Genomic DNA, 22,318 nt, shown 5'->3' with positions numbered 1-22,318 from the left:
GCCCCCGGCAAACGACTTCAACGGCTTGTCCCTGGCTGGTTCGGGCCAGCCTGCGCGGCCTGCCCCGCGGCCTGCATGGCGATGAAGGTGTCGAGCCGCGTCAGCCGCTCGGCGAGGTCCGCCCGCCACGGCGCATCGGCCGGGCTGCGCGCCAGCAGATCGGCCCACAACTGCCGCCCTTCGGCCAGCTTGCCCGACTGGATCAAGGCCAGCCCCAGGAAGAACGGCGGCCCCGGATGGGCCGGATCGGCCTGGGCCGCACGGCCCAGCGAATAGAGCGCTGCGGGTGTCAGCGTGCCTTCGGCATGGCCGACCAGCGCATTACCCAGCGCCAGCCAGGCATTGGCATCCTTGGGATTGTTTTCGACCGCACCCAGGATCACCCCGGCGGCATCGCCGAACTGGCCGTTGCGGGCAAGAGCATCGCCGATCACCAGCCAGCGGTTGAGCCCTTCGCCGCTGGCCTGGGCCTCGGCCAGTTGCTGGCGTGCCTCGACCAGGGCGGTGCCGCTCTTAGCCGATTGCTGCGCGGCCTCCTTGGGGGCGCCGGGCAGGCTGGGCGAGGCTTGCAGGGCATAGCCCGCAATCCCCACCAGCAACGCCGCGCCCACCGCTTCCCAGCCGACGCGCGGCGCGCGCAGGGCCAGGATCAGGCCAAAGGTGGCCACCGCGAACAGGATCACCATTACCCAGGTCATGCGCTGTCTCCCTTGCGCAGGCGTCGCCGCAAAACCAAACCAACGGCCGCCAGCAAGACCAGCGGGATGACGTAAAGCGGCCAGGTCAGCGGCGTGACGCGCGGTGCATAGCTGACATAATCGCCATAGCGTTCCACCAGCCAGGCGCGGATCGCCTCGGGATCCTCACCCGCAGCAATCCGTTCACGTACCAGGCTGCGCATGTCACCCGCCATCGGCGCGTCGGAATCGGCGATCGACTGGCTCTGGCACTTGAGGCAGCGCAAGGTCAGCATCAGCGCGTGGGCCTTGGCCTCCTGCGCCGGGTCGGCCAGCTGGACATTGGCATAGGGCGCGGGAGGAACACCGTCCTGCGCCTGCAGCGGCGCGGCCCACACGGCCAAGACGGCAATGAGCAACCAGGCCCGCGTCACGATCCCGCCTCCTTCAGCTTATCCCGCAGCAGAGCAAGATGCTCGGGCCGGATCTCACCAATGTGCTGATAGCGGATTTTGCCCTGGCCATCGATCACGAAGGTTTCCGGCACCCCCGACGAGCCGATGCCCAGCTGCACCTCGCTGCGATCATCGGCTCCGATCCGGCTGAAGGGATTGCCGTGACGGGCCAGGAATGCGGCGACATCTTCGGGCCGGTCACGGATGGCCACGCCGACGATCTCAATCCCTTCGGCCTCTAACGCGGCCAGTTGCGGCGCCTCGACCGCGCAGGGCAGGCACCAGCTGGCAAAGACATTGAGCAGGCGCGGCTTGCCATCAGCGAGGTCAGCCGTCGACAGGCCCGGCCGCTCCGGCACGGCGGCGCGCAGCGTGAACTGCGGCATAGGCTTGCCGATCATCGCGCTTTCCACTTCGCGCTCGGCCGGCCGAAACAGGCCCGACATGGCAAGGCCAGCAAAGCCCAGGAACAGCATCAGCGGCAGCCAGAGTGTCCAGCGCGAGGGCTTGTGCGGCTCGCTCATCGACCCTGCCTCGAACGCCGCCAGGCGATCTTGTCGCGCGCGACGAACCGCCGCAGGTCACTGGCCACCCGGCCCCACAGCGCCAGCAGGCCACCCAGCGCAATGAGCAGCCCGCCATACCAGATCATCGGCACGAAGGGCTTCCACCACAGCCGCAGCTGCCAACGTCCGCCCTGCGATTCCTCGCCCAGCACGGCATAAAGCTGGCCGTTCCAGCGGGTCTTGAGTGCAGCTTCGCTCGTCTCGGTCGGTGGCGACCAGAACGAGCGCGCGGCGGGATGCAGCTCGCTAACCTTACCGCCCGCATAGCTGGCGGCCAGATCGGCCCGCAGCGCGGTCCAGTTCGGGCCGGCCACCGGTTCGATCCGCTGAAGCTTGACGGTCCAGGGGCCGACCTCGGTCACCTCGCCTTCACGCAGCGCGACCAGCCTTTCCTTGGTAAAGGCGGCATCGCTGGCCATGCCGAGTAGCGCGACCGCCACCCCGAAGTGGGCCACGACCATGCCCCACAGCGGCAACTTGACCTGCCGCAGCTTGCGACCCTTCAGCGGCAGGAAGCTGGCCACCGCCAGCATCGCAGCCAGGGCCAGGCCCAGCGCGGGCAGGATACCCATGGCATCGCTCGCCCCCCAGACCAGCGCGCCGACAAACAGCAGCACCGGCAGCACCAGTTGCAACCTGATCCGGCTCAGGCTGTCACGCCGCCAGCGCAGCAGCGGGCCGACCGCCAGCACCAGCAGCATAGGCACGGCAAAAATCGCGCTCACCGGGTTGAAATAAGGCGGACCGACCGAAACCTTCGCCCCCAGCGCTTCCGCCAGCAGCGGATAGAGCGTGCCGACCAGCACGATGCCCAGGATCGCGCTGAGCATAACGTTGTTGAACACCAGCGCGCCTTCGCGGCTGGTTGCCGCAAAGCGCTCACCCTCGGACACGCTTGAGGCGCGCAGGCCGAACAGCAGCAGCGCGCCCCCAATGTAGAGCACCAGCAGCCCCAGGATGAAACTGCCGCGCTGCGGATCGACCGCGAAGGCATGGACCGAGGTGAGGATGCCGGAGCGCACCAGGAAGGTACCGACCATCGACATCGAGAAGGCAACCACCCCCAGCATCACCGTCCAGGCCCGCAGCGCATTGCGCGCGGCGAGGACCGAAACCGAATGGAGCAGCGCCGTCGCCGCCAGCCAGGGCATCAGGCTGGCGTTCTCGACCGGGTCCCAGAACCACCAGCCGCCCCAGCCCAGCTCGTAATAGGCCCAGTAGGAGCCCGCGACGATGCCGATGGTCAGGAATATCCACGAACCCAGCACCCAGGGCCGCATGGCGCGGGCAAAGGCCGGGCCAACCTCGCGCGTGACCAGCGCACCGATCGCGAAACTGAACGCCACCGACAGCCCGACATAGCCGATGTAAAGCGTCGGCGGGTGGAAGGCGAGCCCGGGGTCCTGCAGCAGCGGGTTGAGCCCCGCCCCCTCGATCGCCGCCGGATTGAGCCGGGTGAAGGGGTTGGACGAGGCAAGCAGGAAGGCATAGAAACCCAGGCTGACGAAAGCCTGACCAGCCAGCGTTGCCAGCATGGTCGGCTCGGGCAGACGCCGCTCGATCAGCGCGACCAGGCTGCCCGACAGGCCCATCACCATGGCCCAGAGCAGCATCGACCCTTCGTGGTTACCCCAGGTGCCGGTCAGCTTGTAGAGCAGCGGCTTGGCCGAATGGGAGTTCTTGGCGACCAGCTCGACCGACAGGTCGGTCTGCCAGAACAGCACCACCAGCGCTAGGAATGAGACCAGCGCCAGCACGCCTTGCGCCACGGCGACTGGTCGAACGATGCCCGCCAGGGCCGCGCCCCGCTGGGTCAGGGCCAGCGCGCCTGCGATCAGCTGCAAGGCAGCCAGCGCCGCGGCCAGCCAGAGGGCGGCCAGGCCCAGTTCGGCGATCACGACGCACCCTCGATCATCTTGCGGGCTTCCTCGTTGGTCATGCCCTTCATTTCGCGCGGCACATAGTTCTCGTCATGCTTGGCGAGGATGTTGTCGGCCACGAACTGACCATCAGCAGCGCGGCGGCCCTCTGCCACGGCGCCCGATCCTTCGACGAACAGGTCGGGCAGGATGCCGCGATAGGTTACCGGGACGCGCGCCTTGTCATCGTGGATCACGAAGCTGATGGTCACGCCATCGGCCGCGGTCTTGATCGATCCCTTCTCGACCATGCCGCCCAGCCGCACCGCGCGCCCTTCCTCGGGCGGCTTGGCGGCATATTCGGCCGGGAGGTAGAAGAATGAGGCCTGGCTGCGCAGCGCCCAGGCGGCCAGCATGCCCGCACCGACTAGTGCGACGACCGCGATCAGCGCTAGGGTCAGCCGCTGGTGTTTCGCCTTCATCGGTCGCGGCTCCGCTCACGCCGGGCCTCGGCCTGCTTCATCGACAGCCAGCTTTGCGCCACCAGCAACAGGGTGCCGCCGATGGTCAGCGCATAGGAGGCCAGGATGAATGGCCAGTGGTCGAGACCTTCACGCATTGTCGTGCTCCGTTCAGTCCCGCTTCCCAAAATCGTCGAAGTCCTGATCCATCGCCCGGCGGCGCAACCGCGCCTCGGCCTGGGCATTGGCCAGGATCGCCCGCATCCGCGCCAGCACCACGCCGCCAAACAGCAGCGAAAAGCCGATTACCGCGGCCAGCAGGCCATAAAGGAACACCGGCGCCATGGCCGATTCGCCCACTGAGATACTCGGGGGCTGGTGCAGCGAATTCCACCACAGCACCGAATAGTGGATGATCGGGATGTTGATCGCGCCAACCAGGCCGAAAATCGCCGGAATCCGGCTTTGCCCGCTGCCACTGCCGTTGCCCGCATCGCGGTCCGCCGCCTCGGCCAGGGCCATGTAGGCGAGGTAGAGGAACAGCAGCACCAGCATCGAGGTCAGCCGCCCGTCCCAGACCCACCAGGTGCCCCAGGCCGGTCGCCCCCACAGCGATCCGGTGGCCAGACACAGGGCGGAGAACCAGGCCCCCGGCAGGGCAATCGCCCGCGCCGCGATGGCCGCCAGCGGGTGCCGCCAGACCAGCTCGGTCAGGCTGGCAATCGCCAGGGCGCTCCAGCCCCCCATGCCCAGCCAGGCAGCAGGCACATGAACGAACAGGATCTTGGCGGAATCGCCCTGCAATCGCTCGGGCGGAGCAGAGGTCAGCGCCCAGGTCAGCGTGGCGCCCGTCACAATCAGTCCGGCGATCAGCAGCAACGGCGTCAACCAGCGCGCAAGACGCAGGAAACGGGCAGGATTGGCAAAGCCGTGCATGAGTGGCGAAAAGCCCGAAAAAAGGTCAGCGCCCTTTGGCAGGGTGCGGGGATTCGGGCAAGTGACTAACGCCCGATCAGGCGCTGCGCCATGGCATCGGCCACCTGGTCGGCAGGGCGACCGCTGGCCTTGCTTTCATCCCAGATCGCGGTGAGTCGGCCAGGGATTTCCGCCAGTCGGCGGTGCACTTCGTCGAGCGAGCCGGGCTGACCATGCTCGCGCGCCAGGTATTCCAGCGCCACGGCGATGATGCCGCCGGCGTTGATCACATAGTCCGGCGCATAGAGGATGCCGCGTGCGGCCAGAACCTGGCCATGTTCGGCGCGGGCCAGCTGGTTATTGGCGCCGCCAGCCACGATCGGCGCCTGCAACCGGGCAATCCCGGTATCGTCGAGAATCGCACCAAGGGCGTTGGGGCTGAACACGTCGCAGGCCACGTCCATGATGCGGTCGGCGGAAACGGCTTCCGCACCCAGCTCGGCAGCGAGGCTGGCGGCGCGTTCGGCGTTGACGTCCGCCAGGGTCAGTTTTGCGCCATCGGCGGCGAGCAGACGGGCCACGCCGCCGCCGACACTGCCGGTACCCTGGATCGCCACGTGGATCCCGACCATGTCATCCCTGCCGAGGCGATAGGCCACTGCCGCCTTGATCCCATAGTAGATCCCGCGCGCCGTGAACGGCCCCGGATCGCCCCCGGCCTGGCTGGCATCCTTGGCCGGAAGGCCAGTGACATGGCGAGTGCGGGCGGCGATGGCGACCATGTCGGCCTCGCTCATCCCCACGTCTTCCGCAGTGACATAGCGGCCGCCCAGCGCCTCGATCGCGGCGCCAAAGGCGGCGAGCATTTCGGGAGTCTTCGTGCCCGCCGGATCGGCCAGGACCACGGCCTTGCCCCCGCCCATCGGCAGCCCGGCCATGGCGTTCTTGTAGCTCATCCCGCGCGACAGGCGCAGGGCATCGCGCATGGCCATGGCCGGTTCGCCATAGTGCCAGAACCGCGTGCCGCCCGCGCCGGGGCCAAGGTGGGTGGAATGCAGCGCGATGATCGCGGTCAGCCCGCTGGCGCGATCGCGCACCACCTGGACCAGTTCGTGATCGTCGAAATCGGGCTCTTCCCAGATCGCCGGCATGGTGCGCTTCCTCCCGCCGGGGGCATGTGAGGAAAGGGAGAATGGGGCGATCGATGGGGTTCGAACCCACGACCTCCGGTACCACAAACCGGCGCTCTAACCAACTGAGCTACGATCGCCATATCTCCCGGCGCCCGCCGGACTGCGCGCTGTTAGGCAGCGCCCGCCCGCCTCGCAAGCAGCGATTGGGAGAGGCGCGCGCTCTTGCACAGGACCGCGCAAATGGGAAGCGAAAAATCGTCTGGCCTAGCGAGCCGCGTAATTAAATTACGCGCCGCTGAAATCCCACCGATCGCGAATCGCGCCCACCCCGCTGCAACGCAAAAGGGCGACCAATCGGCCGCCCTTCGCGCATTCCCATTAGGAAAGAGGATCAGCCCTTCTTGAGGGTAAGCCCGCCGAAACGCTTGTTGAACTGGGCAACGCGGCCACCCTGATCGAGCAGGCGCTGGTTGCCACCGGTCCAGGCCGGGTGCGAGGTGGGATCGATTTCGAGCACCAGCGTGTCTCCTTCCTTGCCCCAGGTGGAGCGGGTTTCGAACACGGTGCCATCGGTCATCTGCACCTTGATCATGTGATAATCGGGATGGATATCGGCCTTCATCGTTCGGTCTTTCGCTGTGGCCGGTTCCGACCGGCCTGAAAAGGAAGCGCGGCGCATAGCTTCGCTATGCTGTCTTGTCCAGCCCTTCGGCCGGTGCCGCAGGTCTAACGCGGATGCGCCTGGCCAACTACGAAGAGGGCGGGTCGGCGACCATGGCGGTGAACTGCACCTCGCAGGTCACCTTCCCCTCGATCGAGGCCTTGCCCCAGAACTTGCAGACCCGCGCCCGCTTCTGGACGAAGCCGACTTCAAGGTCGAGCAGAACGCCCGGCTCCACGGGAGCGCGGAACTTGGCCTCGTCGATCGACATGAAGTAGACCAGTTTGCCCGACCCGGCGAGTTCCAGCGTTTCGATCGCGAGGATCGCCGCGGTCTGGGCCAGGGCCTCGATCTGCAGCACGCCCGGCATGATCGGCCGTCCGGGGAAGTGCCCCTGGAAGAACTGCTCGTTGAAGGTCACCGCCTTCACCGCATGGATCCGCTCGCCGATTTCCAGCGACTTGACCCGATCGACCAGCAGCAACGGGTACCGGTGCGGCAGGGCGTTCAGGATCGCGCGGATATCATAGACGGGTGCGGCGCTGGCCGCACCCGTCGTTTCGGTAGTCTCGCTCATCGTTGCCCCCGCTCCGATGTGCTTAGCGGCCTTCGGGCTGCGGCCCGGCCGGGGTGGTCGGGCGCGGCGCGGGCGCAGCACCGGCAGCAGCCGGCGGCGTGCCAGCGGCGGCGGCCTGCTGGGCCGCCTGCTGCGCGCGGGCTTCGCGGATCTCGCGCGGTTCCCAGCCCTGCGGCGGGACGAGCTGCGCGGTCGGGATCAGGGTGTTGAGCTCGGCGACGATCTCGTCGGTCAGATCATAGGCATTGGCGCGGGCCACGACGGCACCGGGCTGCAGCACCAGCGAGACGCGGGCCTTGGCCATCGCCTGTTGCACGGCCTGGTCGATCTTTTCCTCGATCTGTTCGTTCACGAAGGCTTCGGACAGCGCGATCGGCAGCAGCTGCTGCTGGATTTCCTGCTTGCCCTTTTCCTGCAGCTCCTGGATCGTCCGGGCTTGCTGCTGCAGCGACTGCTGGGCTGCCGGGGTATTGGCCGTGGGCGCGGCCCGCGCCGCGGTAAAACGGTCGATCAGCGGCTTCAGCTGGGCTTCCAGCGCATTGCTGCGGGCCTGGGCACTGTCATAATTGCTCTTGTAGGTGACCGGGCGCTGCTGCTGGGCCACGCGGAAGGCATCGGTGTTGACAATGGCGGCCTGAAGGTTGGCGACAGCAATGCCCTGAACGATCGGCGCACCGGTCGAGGCGGTCGGCGCCGGAGCCGGTTCCTGGTTCTTGTCGCGGTTCTTCTGGGCCACGGCCGGATTGGCCGAAAGCGCGGCAAACGAAATGGCGGCGACCAGCGCCGAGGTGCGAAGCAGTTTCATCAGAATTGGGTTCCCACGTTGAAAGTGAAGCTCTTGGTGTCATCGCCGGGGCGCTTCAGCAGCACGTGGGCGAAGTCGATGCGGAACGGGCCGAACGGCGAGTTCCAGTTCACGCCGATGCCGACCGAGACGCGCGGCCGCGCCGAATTGCCGACAAAGATTTCCTGGAACGGACCGACATTGCTGCCGATCGGCGAGTTGTTGGGCGAAGCAAGGCAGGCCGGCGGCGCCGGGTTGACCGGATTGGTGACCTGCGAGGTCTTGGTCGCCTGGCAGGTCGAACTGACCTCGTCGATCTGGACGTAGAGCGCCTGGCCAGCGGCATTGCGGGTCGGGATGAAGATCCCGTTCGGGAACGGACTGGATTGCAGCAGCGGCGTCTTCACGCCCCAGACCGCGCCGGCATCGAGGAAGATCGATGGCCGCAGCCCGAGTTCGCGCGCGCCCGAACCCAGCGGAATCTCGAGCTCGATGTGACCGAGGTAGTAGTACTTGCCGCCCAGCGCGTCATCGATCACCGAATTGCGATCAGTGATGACCTTCGGGTTGCCGTTGCCATCATCGACAATCGGCTGGCGGATCACGCGCGGGCCCACGCCGCGAATGTCGAACCCGCGCATTTCCGGCTCACCAAGGTAGAAGCGATCGGTCAGGCGGACCGGGTCAACGCCGGCCCCGCGGTTTTCGAACGACTTTATCAGGCCGCCCTCACCCCGGACCGAGAAGATCCAGCCCTTGCCCACCGGCCAATACTGCGCGGCATTGGCGCGCAGGCGGCCGTACTTCACCGAACCGCCCAGCCCGGCGAACTCCGCCGTGACCGAAATGGCGCGCCCGCGCGAGGGGCGGACCCGGCTGTCGAGCGAATCGTAAATCAGCGAGAGGCCGAGGATCGACGAAGTGCGCTTGCCGATCGCTTCGCACAGGTAACGGCCGGCCAGCAGCGAATCGCACTCCTGCACGCCCGGATTGACCCGGTCGGTGAAGAACTGCGTGCGGTCGAGCGTCACGTCGTCAATGTTGAAGGTGTAGCTGCCCACCGCCGAGATATATTCGGTCAGCGGGATGCCCGCACGAACCTGGAAGCCGGTGGTGGCCTGCTTGTAGGTCGTGTTGCGATCGTTGTTCAGGTAGTTGAAGCTGTTGTAATCGCGCCGGTAGAGGTTGAAGCCCAGCGAGATGTTGCGATCGAACAGGTAAGGCTCGGTGAAGCTGACTTCGGCGCTCTTCGAATAGTTCGAATAGCTCAGCGAGAGGCCGATGGTCTGGCCGCGCCCGCGGAAGTTGCGCTGCTGGATCGAACCCTGGAAAATCAGCTTTTCAAGGCTGGAATAGCCGGCCGAGAGCTGGAGTTCGCCGGTCGGCTTTTCCTCGACATTGGCTTCCAGCACGATCCGGTCGGGTGCCGAACCGGGCTTCTGCTCGATCTCGAACTTTTCCTGGAAATAGCCCAGCGAGTTGATGCGGCTGGTCGAACGCTTGACCTGGAGCGAGTTGAACGCATCCCCTTCGGCCAGGCGGAACTCGCGGCGGACCACCTTGTCCTGGGTCAGGGTGTTGCCGTTGACATCGATCCGCTCGACGTAGACGCGCGGCGCCTCGGCGATCTGGAACGTGATGCCCATCGTCAGATCGTCCTTGCTACGATCATAGCTGGGACGGACATCCGCAAAGGCATAGCCAAAGGCGCCGGCGGTTTCATTGAGCTTCTCGATGGTGTCTTCCACCATCTTGGCGTCGTACCAGTCGCCCTTCTTCATCGGCAGCTGGGTGGCCAGGCGGTCGCTGTCGAAATCGCGCAGCTGGCTGTCGACCTTAACTTCGCCGAACTTGTAGCGCTGCCCTTCCTCGACCACGTAGGTCAGGATGAAGTCCTTCTTGTCCGGCGTCAGTTCGGCCACGGCCGAAACGATGCGGAAATCGGCATAGCCCTTGGTCAGGTAGAACTGGCGCAGCTTCTGCTGGTCGAAGGCCATCCGGTCAGGGTCATAGCTGGTACCGGAACTGAAGATCTTGGTGATCCCGGTTTCCTTCGTGACCATCTCGTCCTTCAGGTCGCCATCGTCGAACTGTTCGTTGCCGATGATGTTGATCTTGCGAACCTTGGACTTCGGGCCTTCCTGGATTTCGAAGACGATATCGACGCGGTTCTGGTCAAGCAGCACCATCTTGGGCTCGACCTCGGCGGCGAAGCGGCCCTGGCGCTTGTAGAGCTCGATGATGCGGGCCACGTCGGCACGCACCTTGGACCGGGTGAAGATCTGGCGCGGGGCCAGCTTGATTTCGGGGAGGATCTTGTCCTCCTTCAGCCGCTTGTTCCCTTCCAGGATGATGCGGTTGATGACCGGGTTTTCCTTCACCTCGATCGTGACCTTACCGCCTTCGTTGCGAACCTTGACGTCCGAGAACAGCTCGGTCGCGAACAGGTCCTTCAGCGCCTGGTCGGCCCCCTGCTGGGTATAGGGCTGGCCGATCCGCAGCTTGATGTACGAGCGGATCGTGTCAGGCTCGAGCCGCTGCGAACCCAGCACGGTGATCGACTGGATGGCGGTTTCGGCCGGCGCTGCCTCGGCAGGCGCAGCGGGCGCGGGCGTGGTGGCAGCCTGGGCCAAGGCGGCCTGGGGCAACCCGGCCAGTATCGTGGTCCCCATCAGCGCTGCAGTAATCCGGAGCGTCGAGTGGCGATCCTTGGCAATTCGGTTCTTCGGCACGGCTGTTCCCGTCATCATGCTTTGCTTCGCCTGCCCATCCCCCTGAACCCCGCAGGGCCCACCCAAGGCACGTCAGCCGTCGCGCTGCTGGCAATCCGCCGCCCTGTGCCCGATGCAGCCACGCCGATCAAGCAAAGTTCCCGCGTTTTGCCCGCAGTTTTACCCTTACCCTTCGCCTAACCGCCGAAGATCGACAGCGAGGCGATGTCATTCAAAGTGACGAACAGCATGAGGGCCAGCATGAATGCCAGACCGGTGCGGAACGCCCACTCCTGACTGCGAACACCCAGAGGCCTGCGACGGACAGCTTCTGCCGCGTACATAGCCAGGTGCCCGCCGTCGAGTGTGGGGATTGGCAGCAAGTTAATGAATGCCAAATTAATTGAGATCAGCGCGGCGAAGGAGACGAACGAAAGCCAGCCGAGCGAGAGCTGTTCGCCCGAGAACTTGGCAATCTTGATCGGCCCACCCAGTTCATCGAGCGGCCGTTCGCCGGTCACGATCTGGACCAGCCCCGCCGCCATCGTGCGAATGATCCCCACGGACTGGTCGGCCCCGGCGGTCACCGCCGTCACCAGGCCCACCTGCTGGAATTCCAGCGCGGTCGGTCGGATGCCAAGCAGGCCCCGGCGCATTTCGTTGCCGAAGCGGTCCTTCTGCACGTCCTCGGCCAGCTTGACCGGCAGCGAGAAGCTGACCCCCTTGCGCTCGGCCGCAACGGTAACGGTGCGGCCCGGATAAAGCGCGACCCGCTCGGCGATGTCCATGAAACTGTCGACCCGTGCGCCATCGATGGCGACAATCCGGTCGCCCACCTTAAGCCCGGCGGCCTGGGCCACCGAACCCTTGGAAAACTCACCAATCACGGGGGCGGCGGTCGGCACGCCATAGGCCATGTTGAACCCGGCGAAGATCGCCACCGCGACCACCAGGTTCATCATTGGCCCGGCCAGCACGATCAGCGCGCGCTGCCACAATGGGGCATACTGGAACATCCCGGCCTTTTCGGCAGCCGGGGCCTGAGCCGCCCCGGGATCGGGCACCGAGGTGGCGTTCATGTCGCCCGCAAACTGGACATAGCCGCCCAGCGGCCAGGCGGCGAGCCGCCAGCGGGTGCCGCGCCCATCGGTCCAGCCGGCCAGTTCACGCCCGAAGCCGACCGAAAAGACATCGGCCTTCACGCCAAACCAGCGCCCGACCAGGTAATGACCCAGCTCGTGCAGAACCACCAGCGGCCCAAGGACCAGCAGGAACGCCCCGATCATCATCAGGACAGAGGGAGATTCGGTCACTTCGTTGCCAACTCCAGAACGCTGCGCGCTTCGGCCCGCGCCGCCGTATCCACGGCCATGACATCGGCCAGCGAAACGGGCGGTGGCGGAGCATAGCGCGCCAGCACCTGTTCCACCACTACCGCGATGCGGGTGAATGGAAGCTTTCCGGCGAGAAATGCCGCCACGGCCACTTCGTTGGCCGCATTGAGCACCGCCGGGGCCGCACCGCCGGCTTCGGCTGCCAGCCGGCACAACCGGGTTGCGGGAAAGCGCTCCTCGTCCGGCGCGCGGAACGTCAGCTCGCCAATCGCCGCGAGATCCAGCGGGGCCAGCGGCGTATCCATTCGTTCCGGCCAGGCCAGGCACGAGGCAATCGGCACGCGCATGTCAGATGGGCCAAGCTGCGCGAGGGTCGATCCGTCGCGGTACTCGACCATCGAATGGATTACCGATTGCGGGTGGACGATGATCTTCAGACGGTCGAGGCCAACCGGAAACAGATGATGCGCCTCGATCAGTTCCAGCCCCTTGTTGAACATGGTGGCGCTGTCGACGCTGATCTTGGCGCCCATGTCCCAGTTGGGATGCTTGATCGCCTGCGCGGGCGTGGCCGCATGCAGCTGTTCCATCGTCCAGTCGCGGAAAGGGCCACCGCTGGCGGTCAGCGTGATCGACCGGACATGATCGTAACTATTGTCCGCAAGACACTGGAAAATAGCATTATGTTCGCTGTCTGTCGGCAGCAGGGTAGCGCCGGAACGGGCTACTGCGGCGGTCATCACCTCGCCTGCGGCAACCAGTGCTTCCTTGTTGGCCAGGGCCACGCTGCGGCCCTGCTCGATCGCCGCCATGGTCGGCGCGAGGCCCGCGCAGCCGACAATCGCGGCCACGGTGATGTCGGCCGGGCGGGTGGCCGCCTCGACCAGCGCCGCTGCCCCGCCCGCCGCGACGATCCCGCTGCCGGCCAGTGCCTCGCGCAGTTCGGGCAGGCTGTTTTCATCTGCAACAACCGCGATCTCGGCGCGGAATTCTATCGCCAGCCGGGCGAGACCGGCCGCATTGCCATTGGCGGTCAGGGCCACGATCCGCCACTTGCCCGGCTCCCGCCGGATCAGGTCAAGCGTCGAGGCACCGATCGAACCGGTGGCACCCAGGACCGAGACCGAGCGCATCACATCGCCCCGCCCAGGGTCAGCATGGCCAGCACGAAGCAGACCGCGATCAGGCCATCGACCCGATCGAACAAGCCGCCATGACCAGGGATCAGCTTGCCCGAATCCTTTACCCCGGCCCGGCGCTTCATCCAGCTTTCGAAAAAGTCCCCAGCCTGGGCAATCACCGCCGCCACCGCCCCCAGCGCGAGGATCTGCCACCAGGCCGCGGTCGCCCCGCTCAATCCGGCCGACAGCCAAAGCAGCCCGGTTGCCCCCAGCACCCCGCCCAGCAATCCTGCCCAGGTCTTCGAGGGACTGATCGACGGCGCGATCTTCGGCCCGCCGATGGAACGACCGGTGAAATAGGCCCCGATATCGATGGCCGCGACCAGCGCGATCACGGTCAGGACGTTGGCAAAGCCGTTCTCGCCCTCGCGCAGCATCAGCAGCATGGCCGCCGCCGGGGCGATGTAAAGGATGCCGCCCACGGTCCACAGCAGTTGCCGGGCAAGGCCAAGGTCCATCGCCCGCACCAGCGCGCGCCATTCGAACAGCACGCCCGCGGCGACCACCATCACGAAGCCCGCCCAGACCCAGCCGCCGAGCCATTCCGCGCCGAGCGCAATCGCGACCACCACCAGGGCGGAGGCAATCCGCACCGGCAGATCGGCGTTCCTGCGCTCAGCGCCCGCCATAACGGCGCTCGCGCTTGGTGAAGGCGTCCAGCGCCTCCTGCAGGTGTTCGGGCTTGAAATCGGGCCACAGCACTTCGGTGAACCACATTTCGGCATAGGCCGCCTGCCACAGCAGGAAGTTCGACAGCCGGACCTCGCCCGAAGTGCGGATCAGCAGATCGAGCGACGGGAGTTCGGCCGTATCGAGTTCCGCCTCGATCGTTGCCGGGGTGATCGGTCCCTTGGCCGCAGCCCGGGTGGCGGCGCGAGCGATCTCGTCCTGCGCGCCATAGTTCAACGCGATCACCAGCCAGGTGCCGGTGTTGGCGGCCGTCCGCGCCAGGGCGTCGTCGATCAGGGTCACCACATCGGCCGGCAGCGCAGAATAGTCGCCGATCACCTTGAGCCGGATGTTGTTCTCGACGAATTCGTCGATGTCGGCGATGATGTAGCGCTTCAACAGGCCCATCAGCGCCGCGATTTCATCTTCCGGACGGCGCCAGTTTTCGGTGCTGAAGGCATAGAGCGTCAAGGCATCCAGCCCCATGTCGCGCGCCGCGCGCACCACGGTGCGCACGGCTTCCACCCCGCGCTGGTGCCCTACGGCGCGCGGCAGGTGGCGTTTCTTGGCCCAGCGCCCGTTGCCATCCATGATGATGGCCACGTGACGCGCGCCCATGGTGGCGCGCTGGCCGGTCACTTGCCTAGGATTTCCTGTTCCTTTTGGGCCGCGACCGTCTCGACTTCCTTGATCATCTCGTCGGTCAGCTTCTGGACCTCGGTCTCGCCACGCTTGCGATCGTCTTCCGAGATTTCCTTCTTGGTCTCGTCGGCCTTCAGCGCATCGATCCCGTCGCGGCGGACGTTACGGATCGCAACACGGGCCTTTTCGGCATAGGAATGGACCAGCTTGGCCAGTTCCTTGCGGCGGTCCTCGGTCAGGTCCGGGATCGGCAGGCGGATGTTGTTGCCATCGTTGATCGGGTTGAGGCCCAGACCCGCCGAACGGATCGCCTTTTCAACCGGACCGATGTTCGACTTGTCCCACACCTGCACCGACAACAGGCGCGGCTCGGGCGCCGAAACGGTGGCCACCTGGTTGAGCGGCATCTTGCTGCCATAGACCTCGACCGTGATCGGATCGAGGAGCGCGGTATTGGCGCGTCCGGTGCGCAGGCCGCCCAGGTCACTGCGCAGCGATTCCACGGCGCCCTTCATCCGGCGCTCGAGGTCTGCCTTGTCATACTTGGCCATCTGATCAGCCCTTCTTCACGATTGTTTGCGTCCCCTCACCCGCCAGCACCTTGGCCAGGTTGCCCTTTTCGCGGATCGAGAAGACGACGATGGGAATGCTGTTGTCCCGGCACAGCGCGACGGCACTGGCGTCCATGACCTTCAGGTTGTCAGCCAGAACGGTATCGTAATCGACTGTATCGTAACGCTTTGCCGAAGGATTGGTCTTGGGGTCGCTGTCATAGACCCCATCGACCGAGGTGCCCTTGAGCAGGGCATCGCACTTCATTTCGGCGGCGCGCAGCGCGGCCCCGGAATCGGTGGTGAAATAGGGTGCGCCAACCCCGGCGGCGAAGATCACCACCCGGCCCTTTTCGAGATGCCGTTCGGCCCGGCGGCGGATCACCGGTTCGCAGACCTTGTCCATCTCGATCGCCGACTGGACGCGGGTTGGCACGCCCAGCTGCTCCAGCGCGTTCTGCATGGCGAGCGCGTTCATCACGGTCGCCAGCATGCCCATGTAGTCGGCCTGGGCCCGGTCCATGCCCTTGGCCGCCCCGGCCATGCCGCGAAAGATATTGCCGCCGCCGATCACCAGGCAGATTTCGAGGCCCGATTCCTTGGCCGCCTTCACCTCTGCCGCCAGCTCGGCCACGAATTCGGGATCGATCCCGAACTGCTGCTGGCCCATCAGCACTTCACCGGACAGCTTGAGAAGGATGCGCTTGTAAGCGGGCTGGGTCATGGGTTGTAGTGTCGCTCTCGCTGGGGTTTGCGGGGCCTTATACCGATGGCCCCGCAAAGCCAAGCCGGGAGGCGATCTTGCCCCCGCCTAGCCCATCGGATAGCGGATCTCGCGCGAGACCTTGTCGATCGCTTTCATCAGGTCGGCAGGCAGTACCAGGTCGATCGCGGCCAGGATTTCATCCAGCTGATCTTCGCGGGAAACGCCGACAATGGTCGAGGCCACGAAATCGTGCTGCTTCGACCAGGCGACCGCCATGGTCACCGGGCTCATCCCGGCATCGGCGGCCAGCGCCATGAACCGCTGTGTCGAGGCCAGCGACTGCTCGTTGACGAACCGCCGTCCCATTGCCGCCTGGCGCCCTTCCATCGCTAGGTAACGCGAAAAACGCGCGCCCTCGGGCGTGGCGCCGTCCTGGTACTTCCCACTCAGGACCCCCCCGGCGATCGGCGAATAGGGGATCAGGCTGACCCCTTCCTGACGGCAGACCTGGGCCAGTTCATCCTCGAACCGGCGGTTGTTGAGGCTGAAATTGTTCTGGATCGTATGGTAGCGCACCGTGCCGAGCCGCTCGGCGGCGGCGATCGACTTCATCAGGCCCCAGGCCGTCTCGTTCGAACAGCCGGTGATCCGCACCTTGCCAGCGCGCACCAGCTCGTCGAGCACTTCCATCGTCTCGTCATAGGGGGTGTCGTGATCGGGCCAGTGGGTCTGGTAGAGATCGATGTAGTCGGTCTGCAGCTTGACGAGGCTGTCTTCCACCGCGGTCATGATGTTGCGCCGGTCCAGCGCGGTCATGCCCGACCGCTTGGGGCTGCGGAACCAGACGTGGCTGGGGCCGGAAACCTTGGTGGCCATGATGATCGCATCGCGCGGCTTGGTCTTCATCCAGCGTCCGACGATCTCCTCGGTCCGCCCCACCCACTTGGTGTCGGGCGGCACGGGATAGCCCTCGGCCGTGTCATAGAAGCTGATCCCGGCATCGAAGCAGCGATCGAGGATCCGGTGCGCGGCCGCTTCGTCGGTCTGGCTGCCGAAGGTCATCGTCCCCATGCAGATATCCGAAACGACGATGGCCGACTTGCCGAGCCTGCGGGTCTGCATGATCAATTCCCCTTCCGATGAACCAGCTTTCCCGCACAGTGGCGGAGCGCCGCGCACGACGTCAACCTTCCGCGCAGCAAAAGGGCCCGCCTTGCGACGAGCCCCTGATGCCTGGCGCCGCCGGGCAAGCCCGGCAGGCCAAAACTGCTTAGTTCAGGCCGGCGGCAGCGGCGACTTCGGCGGCGAAGTCGCTCACTTCCTTCTCGATGCCTTCACCCAGCTGGAAGCGGACATAGTCCTTCAGCACGACCGCCGCGCCCGCGTCCTTGGCCGCATTGGCAACGACCTGCGCGATCGGGGTCTTGTTGTCCATCACGAAGACCTGGCTGAGCAGCGCGTTGTCCTTGGCGAACTTCGCAGCCGCACCATCAGCGCGCTTGGCGAGGATGTCGGCCGGGATTTCCTTGCCGCTCTTGCTGGCTTCCTCGGTGGCCTTTTCCAGCGCAATCTTGCGTTCGCGCTCGAGCACTTCGGGATCGAGGTCATCGGCCGAAAGTGCCATCGGGAAGGCAGCCGCGATGTGCATCGCGATCTGCTTGCCCAGCGCTTCGAGCGCGGCCTTGTCACCTTCGCTTTCGAGCGCGACCAGCACGCCGATCTTGCCGAGGTTCGGCGCGGCGGCGTTGTGCATGTAGGGCACGACCACGCCATTGCTGACCGAAACGGTCTTCATGCGGCGAACTTGCTGGTTCTCACCGATGGTCGCAACGTTGTTGGTCAGGGTGTCGGCCACGGTGCCGCCGCCCGGATAGGCCGCAGCCTTCAGGGCTTCGACATCGTCGCTGTCCAGGCCCAGGGCAGCTTCGGTGGTCTTGCGCACGAAGTCCTGGAACTGGTCGTTCTTGGCGACGAAGTCGGTTTCCGAGTTGACCTCGACGGCCACGCCCTTGGTGCCCGAAACGGCCACGCCGACCAGGCCCTCGGCCGCGGTGCGGCTGGACTTCTTGGCAACGGCAGCCAGGCCCTTGGCGCGCAGGGCGTCAACGGCGGCTTCGAAATCGCCGCCGGTTTCGTCCAGCGCCTTCTTGCAATCCATCATGCCGGCGCCGGTGCGCTCACGCAGGTTCTTCACGTCAGTGGCGGTGTAAGCCATTGAACTGGTCCTTCTTGAATGGAACTGGCGGCCGGGGCGCTAACCCCGGCACGCTAAAGGTTTGTGACTTGAGCCGGCCCGGACGGGCTCAGGCTTCGGTCGAAGCTTCTTCCGCAGCCGGAGCTTCGGCGACTTCCACCACGGCTTCTTCAACCGGGGCTTCTTCCAGCGCACCCACATCGACGCCCGAATCGATCACGCCTTCGCGGCGGCCCTTGGTGGCGGCAGCGGCAACGGCTTCGCAATAGAGGCGGATGGCGCGGCTGGCGTCATCGTTGGCCGGGATCGGGAAAGCGATGCCATCGGGCGAGACGTTCGAATCGAGGATCGCCACGACCGGGATACCCAGCACGTTGGCTTCCTTGATCGCCAGCTCTTCCTTGTTGGCGTCGATCACGAACATCACGTCCGGGATACCGCCCATGTCACGGATGCCGCCCAGCGACAGTTCGAACTTGTCGCGCTCGCGGGTGAGCTGCAGCACTTCCTTCTTGGTCAGGCCGGTGGTGTCACCCGACAGCTGCTCTTCCAGCGCCTTGAAGCGCTTGATCGACTGGCTGATGGTCTTCCAGTTGGTGAGCATACCGCCCAGCCAGCGGTGGTTGACATAGTGCTGGCCCGAAGCGCGAGCGGCCTGGGCAATCGGCTCCTGCGCCTGGCGCTTGGTGCCGACGAACAGCACCTTGCCACCAGCCTGGACAGTGGCCGAGATGAAGTCGAGCGCGCGGGCCATGAGCGGCACGGTCTGCGACAGGTCGAGGATGTGGATGCCGTTGCGGGCGCCGAAGATGTACGGCTTCATCCGCGGGTTCCAGCGGTGGGTCTGGTGGCCGAAGTGTGCGCCGGCCTCGATCAATTGCTGCATGGTGACGACGGGAGCCGCCATAATCATTTCCTTTCCGGTTTACTGCCTCTGGAAAGCTGGGACCGTGCGGAGCTCCCGCTGCGGAACCGGCATGTGCGCTTTCCATGTGGATTTGCCCTGACCGGAGGGAATCCCCGGCTCGGACGAGCGGGCCCTTAGCGGCAAGTTTCCGGGGAATCCAGCCCTAATCACAGGCCTGGGGGCGGCGGCGCCAACGCAAGCGCGAAAAAGCCGCTTGACAGCATAGAACAAATAGAGAACATAGCGACTCAACGGAGGAACATCCGCTGTTCGCTCCAGCAAAGTTATCAACAGGCAATCCACAGGGCAATCCACGCCCTGCAACGGGGAACGGAACGATGTTCGCAGGTCTGGCTCTTGGCATCGTGATTGCAGCCTTCGCCTTCACCGGCGCGCTGATCACCTGGCGGCACTATGGCGCTCTGGCGCTGGGTGCGCGCGGCGTTCTGGCAGCCTGCCCCGAAGTGCTGGAAATGCGCTACCGGATTGTCGAACACGGCGGCCGCGATGGCGGCAATGCCGGGAATGGCAAGGTGGTGTCGCTGCCGGTCAGACCGCGCCTGGCCCCGCTTCACCCGGCCCTGGCTCGTTCTGCCCTGCGCGCTGCCGCCTGACCCGGGCATAAACGGCCATGCCAACCGGCATCAGCGCAAGATAAACGACGCAGATCGCCACCAGCGTCCACCACGGTTCGGTCAGCAGCGCCGCACCGACCAGACCGACAAAGGCCAGTAATTCGAGGCGAACCGAGCGCCGCGGCCGCAGTCGCCCCCAGGTCAGCGTTGGCAAGGCCGAAATCAGCAGGAAGCCGACAAAGACCAGCCAGCCGCCAACCAGCAGCGGCTCTCGGAATTCCTCGCGGCCAGTGGCCACCCACAGGTACATCGGCAGGAAGGCCAGCCCGGCCCCGACCGGCGCGGGAACCCCAGTCAGGAACCCGGCGGCCTTGCGCGGTTCATCCGCCAGGTCGATCCGGGCATTGAAGCGCGCCAGGCGCAGCGCACAGCCAATGGCAAAGGCCAAGGCAGCGAACCAGCCGAGGCGCGGCAGGTCCTGCAACGACCATAGGAACAGGATCAGTGCCGGGGCCACCCCGAACGAAACGTTGTCCGCCAGGCTGTCGAGTTCAGCCCCGAAGCGCGACTGGGCTTTCAGCAGACGGGCGATCCGCCCGTCGATCCCATCCAGTACGCCCGCCGCCACTACCGCCAGGATCGCCTTGTCCCACTCGCCGGTCACGGCAAACCGGATCCCGGTCAGCCCCATGCAAAGCGCGGCGGCGGTGATCGCATTGGGCACCATCGCCCGCAGCGTCAGCCCCCCCGGCACATCCTTGGGCAGACCGGGCTCGGTCACTGGCTGATGCCCTCCAGCAGCGGGGTCCGGCCCAGTTCGGCCAGGATCGTCTCGCCAGCCACGATCTTCTGCCCCAGCAGGACGCGCGGTTCGGTCCCGGCGGGAAGGTAGACGTCAACCCGGCTGCCAAAGCGGATCAGGCCAACCCGCTGCCCCACCGCCAGGATATCGCCCGGCTTGACGAAAGGCACGATCCGACGGGCCACCAGCCCGGCGATCTGGGTGAAGCCGATCGACACGCCATCGCCGCGTTCGATCAGGATGTGCTGGCGCTCGTTCTCCTCGCTCGCCTTGTCGAGATCGGCATTGAGGAACTTGCCGGGGATATAGACCACCCGGCGCACCGTACCGCCGATCGGGGCGCGGTTGATGTGAACATCGAACACCGACATGAAGATCGAGATCCGCGTCACCGACCCCGGGGCCAGGCCACGGGTGCCGCTGCCATCGTCGATCACCAGTTCGCGCGGCGCCTCGACCTGCTGGATCAAGGTCACCAGCCCATCGGCCGGGGCGACGATGAAGCGATCATCCTGCGGCGTGACGCGCACCGGATCGCGGAAAAAGGCGCAGATGCCCAGCACCAGCGCCCCCAGCGGCCAGGCCAGCGTTTCCCAGGCGAAGATCGCCGTGCCCACGCAAGCCACGGCAGCGATGGCCGCGAACTTGTGCGCTTCGGGGTGAACGCGCGGCCACTGCCAGTGGGCTTCACCGCGTCCACGGTTGTCGAGAATTTCATTGGCCATGGATCAGGCTGCCTTGCGAATGAAGACGGTGCCAGCGGAATAGCCCGCACCGAAGGAACAGATCAGCGCGGTGTCCCCCGCGGCCAGATCTGCATTGTGAAGATGGAAGGCGATGATCGAGCCGGCGCTCGACGTATTGCCATAGGTATCGAGCACGGTCGGGCTTTCGTCCTCGTTCGCCTCGTGCCCCAGCACGCGCTGGGCGATCAGGCGGTTCATGCCTGAATTGGCCTGGTGCAGCCACAGCCGGCGCAGGCTGGCGGGATCGATGCCCAGGTCATTGGCATGATCGACGATCATGCTGGCGACCATCGGCACCACTTCCTTGAACACCTTGCGCCCTTCCTGGACGAAGAGCTTGTCGGGCGTACCGATCGTTTCGGGTGTCGCGCAGTTGAGGAAGCCGAAATTGTTGCGGATGTTGTTCGAGAACACCGTCTTCAGCCGGGTGCCGACGATTTCCCAGTGCCTGGCCGGGGCCATGTCCCTGGCTTCGACCAGCACGGCCGTTGCCACATCCCCGAAGATGAAGTGGCTGTCGCGGTTCTTCATGTTGTTATGGCCGGTGCAGATTTCCGGGCTGACCACCAGCACCGAGCGGGCATTGCCCGAACGGATGAAATCGGCCGCGGTCTGGATGCCGAAAGTGGCGGAAGAACAGGCCACGTTCATGTCGAAAGCGAAACCCTCGATCCCCAGCGCCTGCTGGATCTCGATCGCCATGGCGGGATAGGGTCGCTGCATGTTCGATGCGGCGCAGAGCACGGCATCGACATCCTCGGGATCGCGGCCAATCGATTCCAGCGCGGCGCGCGCCGCCTTGACGCCGATCTCGGCCATCACCGAAATCTCGTCGTCCGGCCGTTCCGGCCAGCGCGGGCCCATGGTCTCCGGATCGAGGGTCGAGGCCTTGCTCATCACGTGGCGCGACTTGATGCCGCTGGCCTTCTCGATGAACTCGGCCGAACTGGGCTGCAGGGGCTCGACCGCGCCTGAGGCAATCTCAGCCGCATGCCGCTGGTTGAACAGCTCGACGTAAGCATTGAAGCTGGCGACGAGTTCTTCGTTCGAGATCGTCTCGGGCGGGGTGTAGAGGCCTGTGGCCGAGATCACTGGGGTAATTTCGCTCATGGCCGGGCTTCCTATCCGCCCCTTGCCCGCACGACAAGTCGATTGGCCCATTGACAGCGCGCGCCGCCTTCGCCAAAGGCGCGCTCTCTCGGCCGGACAGGC

Annotated in this window: 25 protein-coding genes and 1 tRNA gene; 1 reads left to right on the top strand and 25 read right to left on the bottom strand. The window is 65.7% G+C overall.

Features of this window, described 5'->3' with window-relative positions; all coding sequences use genetic code 11:
• Window positions 1-17 precede the first annotated feature (17 nt).
• The 22 genes from O9281_RS04640 to rpsB form a co-directional block, all read right to left on the bottom strand.
• Window positions 18-698: a tetratricopeptide repeat protein gene (locus O9281_RS04640; RefSeq protein WP_298183374.1), complete on the bottom strand. Its 681-nt coding sequence runs from the start codon at window positions 696-698 to the stop codon at window positions 18-20.
• On the bottom strand, window positions 695-1,111 hold the full coding sequence (locus O9281_RS04635) for a cytochrome c-type biogenesis protein (RefSeq protein ID WP_298183372.1): 417 nt from the start codon (window positions 1,109-1,111) through the stop codon (window positions 695-697). The genes O9281_RS04640 and O9281_RS04635 overlap by 4 nt, the downstream gene beginning before the upstream one ends.
• On the bottom strand, window positions 1,108-1,656 hold the full coding sequence (locus O9281_RS04630) for a DsbE family thiol:disulfide interchange protein (RefSeq protein WP_298183370.1): 549 nt from the start codon (window positions 1,654-1,656) through the stop codon (window positions 1,108-1,110). The genes O9281_RS04635 and O9281_RS04630 overlap by 4 nt, the downstream gene beginning before the upstream one ends.
• Entirely contained in the window at window positions 1,653-3,596 is a 1,944-nt protein-coding gene (locus O9281_RS04625; protein ID WP_298183367.1) for a heme lyase CcmF/NrfE family subunit, read from the bottom strand. Before O9281_RS04625 ends, O9281_RS04630 begins: the two co-directional genes overlap by 4 nt.
• On the bottom strand, window positions 3,593-4,039 hold the full coding sequence (ccmE, locus tag O9281_RS04620; protein ID WP_298183365.1) for a cytochrome c maturation protein CcmE: 447 nt from the start codon (window positions 4,037-4,039) through the stop codon (window positions 3,593-3,595). Before ccmE ends, O9281_RS04625 begins: the two co-directional genes overlap by 4 nt.
• Window positions 4,036-4,176 (bottom strand): hypothetical protein, encoded by a 141-nt coding sequence (locus O9281_RS04615; RefSeq protein ID WP_298183363.1) that lies wholly within the window; start codon window positions 4,174-4,176, stop codon window positions 4,036-4,038. Before O9281_RS04615 ends, ccmE begins: the two co-directional genes overlap by 4 nt.
• A 13-nt stretch (window positions 4,177-4,189) precedes the next feature.
• Window positions 4,190-4,954 (bottom strand): heme ABC transporter permease CcmC, encoded by a 765-nt coding sequence (ccmC, locus tag O9281_RS04610; RefSeq protein ID WP_298183361.1) that lies wholly within the window; start codon window positions 4,952-4,954, stop codon window positions 4,190-4,192.
• A 65-nt stretch (window positions 4,955-5,019) separates the two neighbouring features.
• Window positions 5,020-6,084, bottom strand: coding sequence for a Glu/Leu/Phe/Val dehydrogenase dimerization domain-containing protein (locus tag O9281_RS04605; RefSeq protein ID WP_298183359.1), 1,065 nt, complete (start codon window positions 6,082-6,084; stop codon window positions 5,020-5,022).
• Window positions 6,085-6,126: 42 nt separating this feature from the next.
• Window positions 6,127-6,203 (bottom strand) — tRNA-His (locus O9281_RS04600).
• A gap of 254 nt (window positions 6,204-6,457) precedes the next feature.
• A complete protein-coding gene (rpmE, locus tag O9281_RS04595; protein ID WP_298183356.1) occupies window positions 6,458-6,688 on the bottom strand; it encodes a 50S ribosomal protein L31 in 231 nt (76 codons plus the stop codon).
• Between the two features lie 127 nt (window positions 6,689-6,815).
• Window positions 6,816-7,304, bottom strand: a complete 489-nt coding sequence (fabZ, locus tag O9281_RS04590) for a 3-hydroxyacyl-ACP dehydratase FabZ (RefSeq protein WP_298183354.1) — start codon at window positions 7,302-7,304, stop codon at window positions 6,816-6,818.
• Between the two features lie 22 nt (window positions 7,305-7,326).
• Window positions 7,327-8,109: an OmpH family outer membrane protein gene (locus O9281_RS04585; protein WP_298183350.1), complete on the bottom strand. Its 783-nt coding sequence runs from the start codon at window positions 8,107-8,109 to the stop codon at window positions 7,327-7,329.
• A complete protein-coding gene (bamA, locus tag O9281_RS04580) occupies window positions 8,109-10,835 on the bottom strand; it encodes an outer membrane protein assembly factor BamA (protein ID WP_298183916.1) in 2,727 nt (908 codons plus the stop codon). The genes O9281_RS04585 and bamA overlap by 1 nt, the downstream gene beginning before the upstream one ends.
• 161 nt (window positions 10,836-10,996) lie before the next feature.
• Window positions 10,997-12,112 (bottom strand): RIP metalloprotease RseP, encoded by a 1,116-nt coding sequence (gene rseP / locus O9281_RS04575; RefSeq protein ID WP_298183347.1) that lies wholly within the window; start codon window positions 12,110-12,112, stop codon window positions 10,997-10,999.
• Window positions 12,109-13,266 (bottom strand): 1-deoxy-D-xylulose-5-phosphate reductoisomerase, encoded by a 1,158-nt coding sequence (gene dxr, locus O9281_RS04570; RefSeq protein WP_298183343.1) that lies wholly within the window; start codon window positions 13,264-13,266, stop codon window positions 12,109-12,111. Before dxr ends, rseP begins: the two co-directional genes overlap by 4 nt.
• Entirely contained in the window at window positions 13,266-13,907 is a 642-nt protein-coding gene (locus tag O9281_RS04565; protein ID WP_363321447.1) for a phosphatidate cytidylyltransferase, read from the bottom strand. The genes dxr and O9281_RS04565 overlap by 1 nt, the downstream gene beginning before the upstream one ends.
• A gap of 22 nt (window positions 13,908-13,929) precedes the next feature.
• Window positions 13,930-14,601 carry a polyprenyl diphosphate synthase gene (gene uppS, locus O9281_RS04560; RefSeq protein ID WP_298183914.1) on the bottom strand — a complete coding sequence of 224 codons (672 nt, stop codon included), beginning with the start codon at window positions 14,599-14,601 and terminating at the stop codon, window positions 13,930-13,932.
• Window positions 14,602-14,618: 17 nt separating this feature from the next.
• Window positions 14,619-15,176, bottom strand: coding sequence for a ribosome recycling factor (gene frr / locus O9281_RS04555; protein ID WP_298183338.1), 558 nt, complete (start codon window positions 15,174-15,176; stop codon window positions 14,619-14,621).
• Between the two features lie 4 nt (window positions 15,177-15,180).
• Complete coding sequence (gene pyrH, locus O9281_RS04550; protein ID WP_298183336.1) at window positions 15,181-15,900, bottom strand: UMP kinase; 720 nt, start codon at window positions 15,898-15,900, stop codon at window positions 15,181-15,183.
• Between the two features lie 87 nt (window positions 15,901-15,987).
• The gene (locus O9281_RS04545) at window positions 15,988-17,004 is read right to left on the bottom strand and encodes an aldo/keto reductase (protein ID WP_298183334.1); all 1,017 of its coding nucleotides are present in this window, start codon (window positions 17,002-17,004) and stop codon (window positions 15,988-15,990) included.
• A gap of 148 nt (window positions 17,005-17,152) precedes the next feature.
• Window positions 17,153-18,097, bottom strand: coding sequence for a translation elongation factor Ts (gene tsf, locus O9281_RS04540; protein WP_298183331.1), 945 nt, complete (start codon window positions 18,095-18,097; stop codon window positions 17,153-17,155).
• An 88-nt stretch (window positions 18,098-18,185) separates the two neighbouring features.
• Window positions 18,186-18,983, bottom strand: coding sequence for a 30S ribosomal protein S2 (gene rpsB, locus O9281_RS04535; RefSeq protein WP_298183328.1), 798 nt, complete (start codon window positions 18,981-18,983; stop codon window positions 18,186-18,188).
• A 338-nt stretch (window positions 18,984-19,321) separates the two neighbouring features.
• On the opposite strand from rpsB, the gene O9281_RS04530 reads away from it, so the two are divergent.
• Window positions 19,322-19,597 carry a hypothetical protein gene (locus O9281_RS04530; RefSeq protein WP_298183326.1) on the top strand — a complete coding sequence of 92 codons (276 nt, stop codon included), beginning with the start codon at window positions 19,322-19,324 and terminating at the stop codon, window positions 19,595-19,597.
• On the opposite strand, the gene O9281_RS04525 is transcribed toward O9281_RS04530, so the two are convergent.
• From O9281_RS04525 to O9281_RS04515, 3 genes are read right to left on the bottom strand one after another with little or no spacing between them, the layout of a single operon-like run.
• Window positions 19,533-20,285: a phosphatidylcholine/phosphatidylserine synthase gene (locus O9281_RS04525; protein ID WP_298183912.1), complete on the bottom strand. Its 753-nt coding sequence runs from the start codon at window positions 20,283-20,285 to the stop codon at window positions 19,533-19,535. The two genes, O9281_RS04530 and O9281_RS04525, sit on opposite strands and share 65 nt — an antisense overlap.
• A 50-nt stretch (window positions 20,286-20,335) precedes the next feature.
• The gene (locus tag O9281_RS04520) at window positions 20,336-21,085 is read right to left on the bottom strand and encodes a phosphatidylserine decarboxylase (RefSeq protein WP_298183323.1); all 750 of its coding nucleotides are present in this window, start codon (window positions 21,083-21,085) and stop codon (window positions 20,336-20,338) included.
• Window positions 21,086-21,088: 3 nt separating this feature from the next.
• Complete coding sequence (locus O9281_RS04515) at window positions 21,089-22,216, bottom strand: beta-ketoacyl-ACP synthase III (protein WP_298183322.1); 1,128 nt, start codon at window positions 22,214-22,216, stop codon at window positions 21,089-21,091.
• Between the last annotated feature and the right edge of the window lie 102 nt (window positions 22,217-22,318).

Origin of the sequence: Novosphingobium sp. (assembly GCF_027531025.1) — a bacterium.
Taxonomy (GTDB): Bacteria; Pseudomonadota; Alphaproteobacteria; order Sphingomonadales; family Sphingomonadaceae; genus Novosphingobium.
This window is presented reverse-complemented; position numbering and strand designations above follow the sequence as displayed.